Origin of the sequence: Mycolicibacterium neworleansense (assembly GCF_001245615.1) — a bacterium.
GTDB lineage: Bacteria > Actinomycetota > Actinomycetes > Mycobacteriales > Mycobacteriaceae > Mycobacterium > Mycobacterium neworleansense.
Window position 1 is genome coordinate 2,000,730 of sequence record NZ_CWKH01000001.1, and the last position, 13,645, is coordinate 2,014,374.

General features: G+C 67.1%; 15 protein-coding genes. 5 read left to right on the forward strand and 10 right to left on the reverse strand.

Annotation, left to right across the window (positions count from 1 at the left end):
* Nucleotides 1-3 precede the first annotated feature (3 nt).
* The 6 genes from BN2156_RS09420 to BN2156_RS09445 form a co-directional block, all read right to left on the reverse strand.
* Nucleotides 4-1,536: a flavin-containing monooxygenase gene (locus BN2156_RS09420; RefSeq protein ID WP_090512732.1), complete on the reverse strand. Its 1,533-nt coding sequence runs from the start codon at nt 1,534-1,536 to the stop codon at nt 4-6.
* Complete coding sequence (locus tag BN2156_RS09425; protein WP_235625254.1) at nt 1,518-2,222, reverse strand: SDR family NAD(P)-dependent oxidoreductase; 705 nt, start codon at nt 2,220-2,222, stop codon at nt 1,518-1,520. The genes BN2156_RS09420 and BN2156_RS09425 overlap by 19 nt, the downstream gene beginning before the upstream one ends.
* A 38-nt stretch (nt 2,223-2,260) precedes the next feature.
* On the reverse strand, nt 2,261-3,046 hold the full coding sequence (locus BN2156_RS09430; protein ID WP_090512734.1) for an HpcH/HpaI aldolase family protein: 786 nt from the start codon (nt 3,044-3,046) through the stop codon (nt 2,261-2,263).
* Nucleotides 3,043-4,011 (reverse strand): zinc-binding dehydrogenase, encoded by a 969-nt coding sequence (locus BN2156_RS09435; protein WP_090512736.1) that lies wholly within the window; start codon nt 4,009-4,011, stop codon nt 3,043-3,045. Before BN2156_RS09435 ends, BN2156_RS09430 begins: the two co-directional genes overlap by 4 nt.
* Nucleotide 4,012: 1 nt before the next feature.
* Nucleotides 4,013-5,188: a cytochrome P450 gene (locus tag BN2156_RS09440; protein WP_162490842.1), complete on the reverse strand. Its 1,176-nt coding sequence runs from the start codon at nt 5,186-5,188 to the stop codon at nt 4,013-4,015.
* A gap of 61 nt (nt 5,189-5,249) precedes the next feature.
* Nucleotides 5,250-5,954, reverse strand: coding sequence for an NIPSNAP family protein (locus BN2156_RS09445; RefSeq protein ID WP_090512742.1), 705 nt, complete (start codon nt 5,952-5,954; stop codon nt 5,250-5,252).
* A gap of 75 nt (nt 5,955-6,029) precedes the next feature.
* Here BN2156_RS09445 and BN2156_RS09450 point away from each other — a divergent pair, with 75 nt between their 5' ends.
* Both BN2156_RS09450 and BN2156_RS09455 read left to right on the forward strand, forming a co-directional pair.
* The gene (locus tag BN2156_RS09450) at nt 6,030-6,890 is read left to right on the forward strand and encodes an SMP-30/gluconolactonase/LRE family protein (RefSeq protein ID WP_090512744.1); all 861 of its coding nucleotides are present in this window, start codon (nt 6,030-6,032) and stop codon (nt 6,888-6,890) included.
* A 9-nt stretch (nt 6,891-6,899) separates the two neighbouring features.
* A complete protein-coding gene (locus BN2156_RS09455) occupies nt 6,900-7,721 on the forward strand; it encodes a thioesterase family protein (protein WP_090512746.1) in 822 nt (273 codons plus the stop codon).
* A 47-nt stretch (nt 7,722-7,768) separates the two neighbouring features.
* Here the strand turns inward: BN2156_RS09455 and BN2156_RS31120 are convergent, their stop codons facing one another.
* On the reverse strand, nt 7,769-7,921 hold the full coding sequence (locus tag BN2156_RS31120) for an alpha-hydroxy-acid oxidizing protein (RefSeq protein WP_235625255.1): 153 nt from the start codon (nt 7,919-7,921) through the stop codon (nt 7,769-7,771).
* Nucleotides 7,922-7,950: 29 nt separating this feature from the next.
* Between BN2156_RS31120 and BN2156_RS31125 the strand changes: the two genes are divergently transcribed.
* Nucleotides 7,951-8,094, forward strand: coding sequence for a cytochrome P450 (locus BN2156_RS31125; protein ID WP_235625256.1), 144 nt, complete (start codon nt 7,951-7,953; stop codon nt 8,092-8,094).
* Nucleotides 8,095-8,097: 3 nt separating this feature from the next.
* On the opposite strand, the gene BN2156_RS09465 is transcribed toward BN2156_RS31125, so the two are convergent.
* Nucleotides 8,098-8,289 (reverse strand): ferredoxin, encoded by a 192-nt coding sequence (locus BN2156_RS09465; protein WP_090512752.1) that lies wholly within the window; start codon nt 8,287-8,289, stop codon nt 8,098-8,100.
* 11 nt (nt 8,290-8,300) lie between these two features.
* A complete protein-coding gene (locus tag BN2156_RS09470; protein WP_090512755.1) occupies nt 8,301-9,557 on the reverse strand; it encodes a cytochrome P450 in 1,257 nt (418 codons plus the stop codon).
* Nucleotides 9,558-9,645: 88 nt separating this feature from the next.
* Between BN2156_RS09470 and BN2156_RS09475 the strand changes: the two genes are divergently transcribed.
* On the forward strand, nt 9,646-10,182 hold the full coding sequence (locus BN2156_RS09475; RefSeq protein WP_090512758.1) for a TetR/AcrR family transcriptional regulator: 537 nt from the start codon (nt 9,646-9,648) through the stop codon (nt 10,180-10,182).
* 36 nt (nt 10,183-10,218) lie between these two features.
* Nucleotides 10,219-12,432, forward strand: coding sequence for a glycoside hydrolase family 3 C-terminal domain-containing protein (locus BN2156_RS09480; RefSeq protein ID WP_235625257.1), 2,214 nt, complete (start codon nt 10,219-10,221; stop codon nt 12,430-12,432).
* Here the strand turns inward: BN2156_RS09480 and BN2156_RS09485 are convergent.
* Nucleotides 12,413-13,600, reverse strand: coding sequence for a CaiB/BaiF CoA transferase family protein (locus BN2156_RS09485; protein WP_090512759.1), 1,188 nt, complete (start codon nt 13,598-13,600; stop codon nt 12,413-12,415). The genes BN2156_RS09480 and BN2156_RS09485 overlap by 20 nt on opposite strands.
* Between the last annotated feature and the right edge of the window lie 45 nt (nt 13,601-13,645).

Consider the following 13,645-nt stretch of genomic DNA (forward strand, 5'->3'; position numbering starts at 1 on the left):
GGCTCAGCCGTCCGTCCGATCGGCGGCCGCGGTGACCTTGGCCGGGTAGTTGGTGGGCGGTTGGAAAGTGTAGTCGGCGGCCCGGAACCGGCGGGTCATCGACCAGAATGCGCGGGCACTGCGCGGCCACTGGGTGACCACCCGGCCGCTGGGGGCCCGGAAATAGCTGCTGCACCGCGTCAGCCACACCGTGCCCTGCATCCACCGGTCGATGTCGGCCAGGAACGCGGCCATGGCATCGGGACGCACCGCCACATATGACTTACGTTTGCGCCGAAGGTGTTTCAGGGCCCGGACCACATAGCGGGCCTGCGCCTCCAGGATGAAGATGACGCTGTTGGAGCCGACGTTGGTGTTCGGGCCGTAGAGCATGAAGAAATTCGGGAAGCCCGGCACCGTCATGCCCAGGTAGGCGAACGCCCCGTCGCTCCAGGTGTCGTGCAGCGAGGCCCCGCCTTCGCCGGTGACCTCGATCTGTCCCAGGTAGTCGGCGGCGGCGTAGCCGGTGGCGCACACCACCACATCGACGTCGAGTTCCCGACCGTCCTCGGTGACCAGCGACCGGGCCCGCAGCGCCCGGGCCGGACTGGACACCACCTCGACGTTGGGCCGGGTCAGCGTGACGATGAAATCCGGCGAGAACACCAGCCGCTTGCAACCCAGCGGATGGTCCGGGGTCAGCCGGGCCCGCAGTTCCTCGTCGGCCACGGTCGATTCGAGGAGGTTGAGCGCGGCCGCCTTGAACTCCTGGGTCTTGTCGCTGCCGTTCTCGATGACGGCGATGTTGGACTCGCTGCGCAACCAGAGCCGGGTCCGGTAGATCTTCTTGGCGAACGGCACGTGGGCGAACAGCCAGCGTTCCCGCTCGGTGTAGGGCCGGTCGGGTTTCGGCAGCACCCAGGTCGCCGAGCGCTGCACCGAGTACACCTTCTCGGCGACCTTGGCCAACTCCGGAACCACCTGGGAGGCAGTCGATCCGGTACCGAGCACGGCCACCCGGGCCCCCTCGAGAGGGACGCCGTGATCCCACTCGGCAGTGTGCATGAGGGTACCGGTGAACGGTTCTTCGACCACCAGATCCGGCCGCAGGGGCTGGGTGAACAGGCCGATCGCCGAGACCACGATGTCGAAGCGGTGCTGTTCACCGGATGCCGTGGTCAGTACCCAGCCGGCAGACTCGGCATCCCAGCGCGCCGCCGTGATCTCGGTGTTCAGCCGCAGGTGCGGCCCCAGCCGGTAGCGCTGTGCGCACCGCTCGAAGTACTCCAGGATCTCCGGCTGCCCCGCCCACAGCCGGCTCCAGCCGGCGTTGAGGTCGAACGAGTAGGAGTACAGGTGTGACTTCACGTCGCAGGCCAGGCCCGGGTAGGTGTTGATCCGCCACGTACCCCCGACCCCGTCCTCGCGGTCGAAGATGGTGAAATCGCCGAAACCCGCCTTCTTCAGGAAGATTCCGAGTGCCAGCCCGCCCGGGCCGGCACCGATGATTCCCACAGTGGGTGAGCTGGACATCCTCGCTATCCGATCTGCAGACATTGGCCGCCGTCGATGACGAGCTCCGCGCCGGTGATGAACCCCGCCTTGTCCGACAACAGGAACGCCACGGCGTCGGCCATCTCGCTCGGCTTGCCCAACCGCCCCAACGTGGCCCGCTCCGCCAGCCGGGCCTGGGTGGACGCGTCGAGCATCGGCGTCTCGACAGGTCCGGGAAAGATCGCGTTGACCCGGATCCCGTCACGCCCCAGCTCGGCGGCGGCCACCTGGGTGAGCCCGCGCAGTGCCCACTTCGACGAACCGTAGGCGGCGTGGTGCGGGAACGGTCGGACCGCGCCGGTGCTGCAGGTGTTCACCACCGCGGCGTTGTCCGCCCGCCGAAGCGGCTCGAGCGCTGCCTGTAGTCCCAGGAAGGGCCCCAGGCAGTTCACTCGCCACAAGCCCTCGAAACCGCTCGGAGTCTCCTCGGCAATGGAGGCACTGTGCAGCACACCGGCGTTGTTCACCAGTGCGTTGAGACCGCCAAACCGGGCCACCGTGGCTGCTACCGCGGCCTGCCAGTGCTCTGACGATGTCACGTCCAGTTCGACCGCCAAGACGTTGGCGCCGAACTCGGTTGTCGTGGGGGTGAGTTCGTCGATCAGGTGATCCCCGGCGGTGACCCGGTAGCCGTCGGCCACCAGCTGGCGCACGATCGCGGCGCCTTGGCCGCGCGCGGCGCCGGTCACGAGTGCGACCCGGCCGTTGCCCGGTAATGCCCCTGCGTTCAGTTGTAGCCTCCTCGTTCGATGCCGGTCACGGCCTGTCCAGTCGCCTCGTTGAGATGCTCGGTGGCACCGCGGCGCAGCGCTTGAGATTCCGAGGCCAGGGTGATCATCTGGAATCCCATGTCCGCCACAGCTTTTCCTAGCTTGCCTGCCCCGGCATGGATTCCGGCGACCAGCCCCGCCGCGTGCGCCACGGTCTGGATCCTGACCATCGCCGCACGCACCTCGGGGTGTGTCCAGGCGTCGGAGAGTCGATATCCCATGGAGATCGCCAGATCCGCCGGGCCGACATAGATTCCGGCGAGGCCGGGCACTGCGCAGATCTGCTCGGCTGCCGCCAGGCCGCGGGCCGTCTCGATCATGGCAAACACGCTCACCCTGGCTTCCAACTCGGCAGTGTCGTGTCCCAGGCCGGCCCGCAACGGCCCGAAGCTGCGCACCCCGGCCGGGGCGTACCGGGTGGCCGCAATGGCCGCGGCGGCCTGCTCGGCGGACTCCACCATGGCGATGATCACCGCGTCCGCGCCCGCGTCGAGCACGCGACCGATCGGTGCGGGGTCGGCCGAGGGCAACCGCACCGCAGTGGCGATCGGCACATGCTCGAGGCGACGCAGCAGCAGGGCCACGTCGGCATCGTCGAGATAACCGTGCTGCACGTCGAATCCGACGTAGTGATAGCCCGCCGCCGCGAACTCCTCGGGGCCGAGGATGGTCGGCCCGACCACCCAGCCGCCCCATACCTGGGAGTTTGTCGCCAACACGTCTTGGAGTCGACTGGGGCTCATCGGGTGATCGCAATCTTGACGCGCTCGGGCACCGGCCGGCAGGCGAGTTCGAACGCCGCCTGCACATCGTCCGAGCCGAACGTGTGGGTGACGTAGTTGGGCAGCAGGTCGGGATGCTGGCGGGCGAACTCGTCGGCCCGGCGCAGCACCCGTTGACGGTCCAGTGTGACACCGGATTTCAGGGTGAGGTTGTTCCGCAGCATGGTGCGCATGCTGATCGGATAGCTGTCGTCGTCGGGCACACCGAAATAGAACACCGTGCCGCCCAACGCGGCGGCTTCCAGTGCGTGGTTGAGGGTGGCGACCTGATGACCGACAGCTTCGATGACGACGTCGGGCCTGCCCGTCGACGCCAGATGCCTGACCCACCGGTCACTGGTGGCGCGGACCGCGTCGTCCACCCCGAAGCGGGCACTCACCGACGAGCGGTCCACCGGATCTACCCCGGTGACCCGTGCCGCCCCCAAAGCCTTTGCCACATAGGAGAACAGCAGCCCGATAGAGCCCTGTCCGATGACCGCGACGTGGCGGCCATCCAGGTCGGGTAGCTGCTCGACCGCATACAGGACGCACGCCAGTGGCTGCAGGCCGACGGCCAGTTCAGGGGCCAGGCCCTTCTCGTAGGACAGCAACCCGGATCCGTCGGCGATCACGCGGCCCATCAGACCGTCGAAACCCGACGCCCAACCGACCACGCGCTCCCCCGACCGGTGGTCCGGATGGCGGCTCGCCAGCACCTCGCCCACGATCTCGTGGATCGGGAAGCCGTTCATCTCCGCCGCGCAGCATCCGGTGTCCCCCGGCAGCTTGCCCTGGGTGCCGCGGAATCCGGGCAGGTCACTGCCGCAGATCCCAGCGGCCAGGAAGTCGAGCAGCACCTGACCCTCGGTCAGCGACTCCGGTGAGGGCTCTGAAACGTCTTGCCGCTCAAATGTGTACGGAGCGACGAGCCGATATGACCACACGTCACACCTCCACCGGGATGTTGTTCCAGCCCCACTGGAAACTCGACGGCGGCCGGGACGCCGCGCCCTCGTCGATGTGGTATTCGGGCACGCGTTTGAGGAATTCCTGGATCATGATGGTGATCTCCAACCGAGCCACGTGCACCCCGAGGCAGAAGTGCTGTCCATGCCCGAACGACAACAGTCGTTCGATGCGCCGGTCCCACACGAAGTCATCCGGGTTCTCGTACTCCCGTTCGTCGCGGGCTGCCGAGGCCAACAGGGTGATGACGCGTTGGCCGGGATTGATGGTGGTGCCGTGAACGGTATAGGGCCTGCGCACCGTTCGGGCGAACCACTGCGCAGGCGCACTGTGCCGGATGATCTCCTCACGGGCGACGGGCACGTTGCCCTCGAGATCGGAACGCACTGTGGTCAATTGGTCAGGATGCCGGAGCAACTGCCACAGGCCGGTCGCGGTGATCTTCGGGACGGTTTCGGTGCCGCCGATGAACACACCGAGCATCTGCACGGCGGCTTCCATGTCCCCGAAGGCCGTACCGTCGGGTAGCCGGAAATCGATCAGCGCGTCGGCGATCGGCACGCTGCCGTCGTGACCTTCCGCGCGCCGGCGTTCGATGATCGGGGTGAGGTAGGACAGATAGCCGGGACGCGCGTTGCCGACCTCGACGCCCTGCCCGGGTTGCGCGAGGCTGCCGGCGTTGACCGTGGCCAGCACTTCGGGTGCGAGATCGACCGGTAACCCGACGAATTCGCACACCATTGCGGCGGCGACGATGCCACCGTAATCCTGGGTCAGGTCGAAGGTGCCGCGGGGCAGCAACTCGTCGAGACGCTCGTTGGCCAGTGTTCGTATCCTGTCGGCCAGCTTGGCCGCCGATCGCGGACGGAACTGCGCCGACGTGCACCGCCGGACGTTCTCGTAGAGCGGTGAATCGAAGTTGGCGTGGAAGGGCATGGGGTGCAGTGGCGGCTCCGGCACCGGGCCGTCGTTGCGGTGCGCCAGCACGTTGGCAGCAGGCAGGGTGCCCTCGGAGGCGACGAAGGTTCCGTCGTTGACTCCGAGCATGTCCCAGATGTCGCTGAACCGGGACAGCGCATAGGTATCCCATTTGTCGATGTAGTACACCGGGAACTCGTCGCGCAGGATCCGGTAGTAGGGCAGCGGGTTGGCCATCACATCGGGATCGAACGGATCGTAGGTGAAATCCTGCAGCACAGGTTGATTCACGGCAGACCTACTTGAGCGGTGACGGTGGCAGGGCCGAAAGGATGGAATCCTCCCAGCCGTCGCGAAGCGCGGGGGCCACGCTCATCCAGGTGACGATCTCGGCCGGCGGGTTGCCCTTCCACGACGGGTAGTGGTTCTCGAAACAGTCCCAGTCGTCGTCGAGCGCCCAGTAGTGGATCACCTCGTTGAACCGGAACGTGGTGATGAACGAGCCCAGCCAGCGCTTGCCGGTGCTCTCCGACCACGGCACATACAGCCGCTCCAGTTCCCGGATGTAGTCGTCCTGGCGGCCGGGTTTGGTCTGCATGATCTCCTGGATCACCAGGCCCGCACCGAAGTTCGCCTCCCGCAGCTGGGCAAGCGTCCTGTTGTACTTGCCGGCGTACATGATTCGGCCCTCGCCGCGGGCCCCTAGCTCGGACAGGTATGCCGCCCACTGCAGTGCGGGCTTCTCATGGCTGCCGCCGGCGGCCTGTGCCCTGCCGATCCGGGCGTAGTCGGCGAAGGCGTCGATCTCCCAGATGATCGTCACCTGGGGCCAGTGCCCGTTGTAGGGCGTGGTCTCCCAGATCGCGAACAGCCGGGCGCCGAGGTCCTCCATCATGGGCTGGTAGACCTCGCCGAAGGTTTCCACAAATTGGTCGGTCCGTCCCGACCCCAGGTCGATGGTCTCGTGCAGATAGAGCAGCGTGTGGCCGTAGAACTTCTTCATCAAGAGGCTCCGATAGTTGACAGTGGCACCATGGGAGCGTGACACTTATGGCGTGTTTTGTAAAGGTACGGGGACATGACGGCGGGAACCGAACAAACCGGCACAACTGAACTGGCGCATGGTTTCTGTTTCGGCGAGGGGCCGCGCTGGTTCGAAGGACTCCTGTGGTTTTCCGACATGCTGGGCGAGGCCGTCCACACGGTCACGTTGTCAGGGTCGATGACCACCCTGCCCGTACCCGGGCATTCGCCGTCCGGCCTGGGTTTTCGGCCCGACGGCACCCTGTTGATCGTGTCCACCCAGCGTCGTCAGGTGCTGCGCTACGACGGCGACACCGTCGAGCTGCTCGCCGATCTCAGCGACCTGGTCCCGGCGCCGCTCGGTGACATGGTGGTCGACGAACATGGTCGGGCCTATGTCGGATCCCAGGCCCGTACCGACGGGGTGATCGTGCGCATCGACCCCGATGACGCGGTGACCGTCGTCGCCGACCGCCTCGACTTCCCCAACGGCATGGTGATCACCCCGGACGGCACCACCCTGATCGTCGCGGAGTCCACCGCACGGCGGCTCAGCGCCTTCACCATCGGTGACGACGGCGGTCTGACCGATCGGCGGGTGTTCGCCGAAAGCCTCGACGGGCCGCCTGACGGTCTGGCGATCGACGTCGACGGCGGAGTGTGGGCGGCATTGACGCTGGCGCATGCGTTCCAGCGCGTCGCGCCCGACGGCTCCGTGGTCACCGACCGCATCGACACCGACGGTCGCACCGCCATCGCGTGCGCGCTGGGCGGTGCCGAGGGGCGCACCCTGTTCATGGTCACCACGACCGACGCCTATCCAGAAAGGCTCGTCGGCACCAAACTGTCGCGGGTCGACGCACTGATGGTCGAAACGCCCGCACCGGGCGATCACGACACCCACCATCACCACTGAACGGTAGATATGTCCGACTCCTACTACGAGCTGATCGACGAGAACGACCCGATCGGCGAGAAATTCGCTGCCACCGACATGGCCCGCGGCACCTGGTCGGCCGACATCCAGCACGGCGCTCCGGTGTCGGCGTTGCTGGTGCGGGCCCTCGAACGCTGCGACCACCGTGCCGACACCCGGCTGAGCCGCGTGGCCATCGACCTGATGGGCGGGGTGCCGTCCGAGGGTGACCTGTGGGTGCGCGCGCGACTGGAACGGCCCGGCAAGCAGATCGAACTGGTCAGCGCCGAGATGCTGGCGCCCGGGCCCGACGGTGCGCCCCGGGCGGTGGCGCGCGCCGGCGGATGGCGGATGTTGCAGCTGGACACCACCGCGCTCACCCACACGGGCGTCGAGCCGCTGCCGCCGCTGGAGCGGGCCCGCAGCCGCGACATGGCCAAGAACTGGGAGACCAACTACGTGCACAGCGTGGATTGGCGCTGGCTGACCGTGCCGCAGGCGCCCGGCCCGGGTGAATCCTGGCTCAAGCCGACGGTAGACCTTGTCAAAGGCGAACCGATGACGCCACTGCAGCGCTTGTTCGCGGTGGCCGATGACGCCAACGGCATCGGCTCCAAGATCGACATCCGGAAGTGGACGTTCCTCAACACCGATCTGGTGGTGCACATCCACCGCGTGCCCGACGGGGAGTGGATCGGCATCCGCGCCGACACCAACTACGGACCCGACGGCATCGGTGCCACAGTAGGCACGTTGTTCGATCAGGCCGGCGCGGTGGGCGCGATCCAGCAGTCGGTGCTGGTGCGCCCTCGCCCGCCCAAGCGTTCTTAGCGCGGGCAGTCCTCCGCAAGCGGGCGGGGCCCCAGCGAAAGTACCTGTCAATAGCCCTTTTCGGGTACCTGAGTGTCTGCTCGCCGGAGAACTGAGGGGTTCAGGTCGACCACGCTCGCCACACCCATCAGCGTCAGCGTCGAGCGGATCTCGGCGGCGAGGCTGTCGAGGACCGCACCCACCCCGGCCCCTCCGGCCACGGCCAGCCCACCTGCACAGCTGCCTCGGCATGAACCTGGCCCGGCTGGAGGCACAGATCTTTGTCGAGGAGCTGATCGATACCGTCGGCGACTGGCAACTGGCCGGGCCCCTGAACTACGGCACCAATTACCCGGTGCGCGGCCCGGTCCGGGTACTGGTGGCGGCCGCCTGAGGTTCAGCCCTGCATCCGTAAGGCACCGGCCGGACACTGGGTCACGGCCTGTTGCAACCGTTCCCGGTCGTTGTCCGGGTGATCGTCACCGAGGATGTGCACCATGCCCTTGTCGGAAACCTCGAACACGTCCTCGGCGATCGATTCGCAGATACCGTGCCCGGTGCACTTTGCCAGATCGACTTCGACGCGCATCGCGGCCTGACCTAGGCGATGTGCGCGGGCACGCGCTTGATGCCATGCACGAAGCTGCTGTACAGCAGTTCGGGCTCGCCGAATTCGACGGTGTGCAACCGAGTCAGCAACTCGCGGAACAGGTGTCGCAACTCGGTCTTGGCCAGCTGGTTACCCAGGCAGAAGTGCGGACCGCCGCCACCGAACCCGACTTGCGGGTTGGGTGAACGGCTCAGATCGAACCGTTGCGGGTCGGCGAACACCGATTCGTCCCGGTTACCCGAGCAGTAGAACAGGCCCACCTTGTCGCCCGCCCGGATCTGCTGACCGGCCAGTTCGACGTCTTCGGTGGCGTGCCGGGCGAACTGGATCACCGGGGTCGCCCATCGAACGAATTCCTCGGTGGCAAGGCCGATCCGGCTGTCGAAATCCTCCAGCAGCCAGTCTTTTTGGTCCGGGTTGGCGGCCAGGGCCATCATCGCGTGGGTGGTGGTCTGCTTGGTGGTGTCGTTGCCCGCCGAGGCGAGCAGGATCAGGAACGCCCCGATCTCCTCGTCGGTCAGTCGGTGCCCGTCGACCTCGGCGTTGACGATGCTGGTCATCAGATCGTCACCGGGATTGGCGCGCCGGAACTTGGCCAGCTCCACTCCGGTGTTCGAGATGAGCATGATCTCGTTGATGGTGGCCATGGCGCGTTCTTCGAGCGACGAGTACTCGTCATCGCTCATGCTGAACAGCTTCTCAGCAGCCTTGGCCAGCGCCGGCTGATCTGCGGTGGGTACTCCGAGCATGTCGGAGATGGTGCGCATCGGCAGTTGCGCCGAGCACGCCTCGACGAAGTCGACTTCCCCGGCACCGATCAGGTCGTCGACGATGGCGACGGCGTTGCGGTGAATCTGCTCTTCGATCTTGCGCACGTTGCGCGGGGTGAATGCCGAGCTGATCAGGCGACGGTAGGTGGTGTGCTCGGGCGGGTCCATCATCAGAAAGAAGGTGGCGAATTTCTGCACGTCGGCTGGCATCGGATCCAGCGCCACGCCCTGGGTCGAGGTGAACAACTCCGGATGCTGGCTGACGAACTGGATGTCGGCCCGGCGGGTCACCGCCCAGAAGCCGGGCTCTTCGACGTCGAACAGCGTCGACAGCGGCTGGTGCCAGCTCAGGCCCGCGCCGGCGCGCAGCTGGGCGAACGTTTCGTCACGTTCGGCGAAGGGCCGGCTCCAGAAGTCGTGCGACGTGATGTCGAATGGGCTGTATTCGCGTGCCTGCGGTGAGCTGGCAACTGTCACGGGGATTCCCTCCTGAACGGGCGTCCGACGACGGTGTCGCGCCACGAATTAGCGTGACAGTTGAGCGATAGTTTGTAAAGCTGTGGGCATGGCGGAGAACTCGTCCATCGATGACGACGGCAGCACCCGCGGGCGAATCCTGGCCGCCACCGCCGAGGTCCTGGGGGCCAACGGCATGACCAAGCTCAGCCTGTCCGAGGTCGCCTTGCAGGCCGGAGTGTCCCGGCCCACGCTCTATCGCTGGTTCGCCTCCAAACAGGAGCTTTTGGACGCATTCGTGGTGTGGGAGCGCAAGTACTACGAGCAGGCAGTGGCCCAGGCGTCGGCCGATCTGCCCGACAATGAACACCTCGACGCCGCACTGCGCACCGTCGTCGAATATCAGCAGTCCTACCCGGGCCTGCGGATGGTCGACATCGAACCCGAACACGTCATCAAGCGCCTCACCCAGGTAATCCCGCTGATGCGCGAACGCCTGCAGCGCCTGACCACCGGGCCGGACGCCGACATCGCGGCGGCCACAGCGGTGCGGGTGGCGGTCTGCCACTACCTGGTACGCAGTGACGACGCCGACGACTTCCTCGCCCAGCTCCGCCACGCCGCCGGGGTGAAGCACCCGCAGTGACCAGGGATTTACCCGTCCGACGCTACCCTGGGCTCGGTGACCGACTCTGCTGATCCCATCGCCGGGCTCGACCTGACCGAACAGGCTGCGTTGGGCAGCGGTGCCAGTTTCTGGACCACCAAGGCGATCGGCCCGGTGCCGGCGCTGATGTTGACCGACGGACCGCACGGCGTGCGCAGGCAATCCGGCAGCGCCACAGATCATCTGGGCATCTCGGGCAGCGAACCGGCGACCTGCTTTCCGCCGGCGGTCGGGCTCAGCCAGACCTGGGATCCCGATCTGGTGGAGCGCATCGGTCGGGCCCTGGGCGACGAGAGCCGCGCCCTGGGCGTACACGTCCTGCTCGGTCCGGGCGTCAACATCAAGCGCGACCCGCGGTGTGGGCGCAACTTCGAGTATTTCTCGGAGGATCCGCTGCTCTCGGGAACGCTGGGCGCCGCGTGGGTTCGTGGGGTGCAGAGCCGCGGTGTGGGTGCGTCGCTCAAACATTTCGCGGCCAACAACGCCGAGCACGACCGGATGCGCGCCAGCTCCGACGTCGATGACCGCACGTTGCGGGAGATCTATCTGCGCACATTCGAAATCGTGGTGCGCCAGGCGCGGCCCTGGACCGTGATGTGTTCGTACAACCGGATCAACGGGGTGTACGCGTCCGAGAATGCCTGGTTGCTGACGACGGTGCTCCGCGACGAGTGGGGTTTCGACGGCCTGGTGGTCAGCGACTGGGGTGCGGTGGCAGACCGGGTGACCGCCGTGGCCGCGGGCTTGGACCTGGAGATGCCGACGACCGGGGGCCTCTCCAATGCCGAGGTGGTAAGCGCGGTGCGGGCCGGGTCCCTGGGCGCCGATGTCGTCGCCCGCGCGGCGGGCCGGGTGGCCCGCCTGGCCGACAAAGTCACCGAAATGACCTGCACGGCAACAGTATTTGATGTCGATGCGCACCACGAGCTGGCGCGGGAAGCGGCGCAGCGCGCCATCGTGCTGGTGCAGAACGACGGCGATCTGCTGCCGCTGGCGCCGGCCCCACTGGCGGTCATCGGCGGGGTCGCCCAAGAGCCGAGATACCAGGGCGGTGGCAGTTCCCATGTGAACCCTACCCGCCTCGACGTTCCGCTGGAGGAGATCCGCAGGCTCGCAGGCGATCACCCCGTGACCTATTGCCCGGGCACCGACATCGCCGCCGCCGTCGGCGCCGCTGAATCCGCCGACGCCGCAGTCGTGTTCCTCGGCCTCACCGCCGAAGAAGAGTCCGAGGGCTACGACCGCGGGCACATCGATCTTCCCGCCGACCAGCTCGAGCTACTCCGCGCCGTGGTGCAGGCCCAGCCCCGCACCGTGGCCGTGCTGTCCCATGGCGGCGTGGTGCGCCTCGACGCGGTCGCCGATGCGGCCCCGGCCGTCGTGGACGGCGCCCTGCTCGGGCAAGCCGGGGGCGGCGCACTGGCCGATGTGCTGTTCGGCGTCGTGAACCCGTCGGGTCGGCTGGCCGAGACGGTGCCGTTGCGGCTGCAGGATTCCCCCGCCTATCTCAACTTTCCGTCCGAGTCCGGCCATACCGTTTACGGCGAGCGGATTTTCGTCGGCTATCGCTGGTATGACGCCCGGGACATCCCGGTGGCGTTCCCGTTCGGCCACGGGCTGTCCTACACCCGGTTCGACTACTCCGGCCTTGAGGTCGACCCCACCGAGGAGGGGCTGTCGGTGCGGCTCACGGTGGCCAACACCGGGACCCGGCCGGGTCGTGAGGTGGTGCAGGTATACGCCGGGCTACCCGGTTCCGCGGTCGCCAGGCCTGTCCGATGGCTGGCCGGTTTCGCCACGGTGACCGTCGATCCCGGTGAGCAGCGCACCATCGAGATCCCGGTCAGCCGAACCGATCTCGCGTTCTGGAGTACCGATGCCGGCCGCTGGGTCCTCGAGACCGGCCGGTATTCGGTGTCGGTCGGAGCGTCGAGCCGCGATCTGCGCGTGACGGCGACGGTAGCGGTGGCCGGCGATGAGCCGAGGAGCCCATTCACCCGGGATTCCACGCTGGGCGAACTCCTGGCCGACCCGGTGGCCGCGAAGACGATTCTGGCGGTGCTGGACAGCGCATCGCCTTTCGGCGCAGCCGATTCCGCACTCGGCAGCAATCTACTGCGGATGCTGGAGTCCGTGCCGATCGGGCGGATGGCCGCATTCTCGGCAGGCCAGGTGACCCGCGAGCAACTCGATGAACTGCTCGCGGGCATCAACGCTCAGCGATCCTGATCCCCCGCAACTCCGCCAGGATCTCGTCGGTGTGCGCCCCGAGCGCAGGGGCGACCATGCGCGGTTTCCATGGGGTGGCCGAGAAATCGGCCGGACTGGCCACCATCGGTACCGTCGACATCCCATCGGGAACTTCGACGATGCCACCTGCGGCATGGAACTGCTCATCGGCGATGACATCGTCCAAACTGTTGATCGGCGACCAGAAGAAGTCGGGTTCGCCGTCGAACAGCGCAGCCCAGTGATCCATCGGATGGGCCGCGAAGATGGCGTCCAGGTCGCTGATCAGCTCGCGGGCGTTGGCGTATCGGTCCCGCGCGGTGACGAAACGCGGTTCAGTCAGCCAGTTTTCGCGGTCCACCACCCGGCACAGCGCGGGCCAGTGCCGGTCCCCTTGCAGCCCGACGATCCAGAACCGTTGCCCGTCACCGGCGGTGTAGTTGTTCATGCACGGGTTGGCCATCGCCTCACGCCGGCCGATCGCGATCTGCTCACCGCTCATCAGCAACGTGTTGAGATCGAAGCTGATCGTGTAGGCGCCCTGGCGGTAGAGCGAGGTGGTCACCAACTGTCCTTTCCCCGTACGATTTCTGGCCAGGAGCGCGGCACACACCGCGGCCGCCAGCGTCATCCCCGCGGAGTGGTCCCCCATCCCGCCGCGCTGGAAGGGTGGGGTGTCCCCGGGCCGAGTGAGCAGATCGGCCAGGCCGGCACGCGCCCAGAATGCGGCGACGTCGTAGGCCGCGCGGTCCGCCTCGGGTCCGGTGAGTCCGTATCCGGTGATCAACCCGTACACCAGCCGCGGATTGCGTGCCGCGACGGCGTCGAAGTCCAACTCCAGCCGGCGCAACGCGGCTGGACGCACGTTGGTCAGGAAAACGTCTGCGCTGGAGAGTAATTCGCTCGCGCTGCCGCGCCCCTCTGGGGTGCCCAGATCGAGCACGATGCTGCGTTTGGACCGGTTGTCCATCTCGAAGGGCGGATTGGCCGCCACGCCCAGGTCCGGATCCAGTCCGAGCATCCGTCCGAACGTTCTCGCCGGGTCGCCCGACGGCGGCTCGATCTTGATGACGTCGGCGCCCCAGTCGGCCAAAAGCGCCCCGGCCGCCGGTGCGGCAACCCAGACACCCAACTCGATGACCCGAAACCCCTCCAACGGACCCGCCACCGCCGCCCCTTTCTGAATGCACTTTACAACCTGGCATAAATTTGT

What these genes read in the sequence shown, in the direction of transcription:
- BN2156_RS09420 (WP_090512732.1), bottom strand. Translation starts at nt 1,536, where the DNA reads ATGTCTGCAGATCGGATAGCGAGGATGTCCAGCTCACCCACTGTGGGA.
- BN2156_RS09430 (WP_090512734.1), bottom strand. Translation starts at nt 3,046, where the DNA reads ATGAGCCCCAGTCGACTCCAAGACGTGTTGGCGACAAACTCCCAGGTA.
- BN2156_RS09440 (WP_162490842.1), bottom strand. Translation starts at nt 5,188, where the DNA reads ATGGCCAACCCGCTGCCCTACTACCGGATCCTGCGCGACGAGTTCCCG.
- BN2156_RS09445 (WP_090512742.1), bottom strand. Translation starts at nt 5,954, where the DNA reads ATGAAGAAGTTCTACGGCCACACGCTGCTCTATCTGCACGAGACCATC.
- BN2156_RS09450 (WP_090512744.1), top strand. Translation starts at nt 6,030, where the DNA reads ATGACGGCGGGAACCGAACAAACCGGCACAACTGAACTGGCGCATGGT.
- BN2156_RS09455 (WP_090512746.1), top strand. Translation starts at nt 6,900, where the DNA reads ATGTCCGACTCCTACTACGAGCTGATCGACGAGAACGACCCGATCGGC.
- BN2156_RS31125 (WP_235625256.1), top strand. Translation starts at nt 7,951, where the DNA reads ATGAACCTGGCCCGGCTGGAGGCACAGATCTTTGTCGAGGAGCTGATC.
- BN2156_RS09465 (WP_090512752.1), bottom strand. Translation starts at nt 8,289, where the DNA reads ATGCGCGTCGAAGTCGATCTGGCAAAGTGCACCGGGCACGGTATCTGC.
- BN2156_RS09475 (WP_090512758.1), top strand. Translation starts at nt 9,646, where the DNA reads ATGGCGGAGAACTCGTCCATCGATGACGACGGCAGCACCCGCGGGCGA.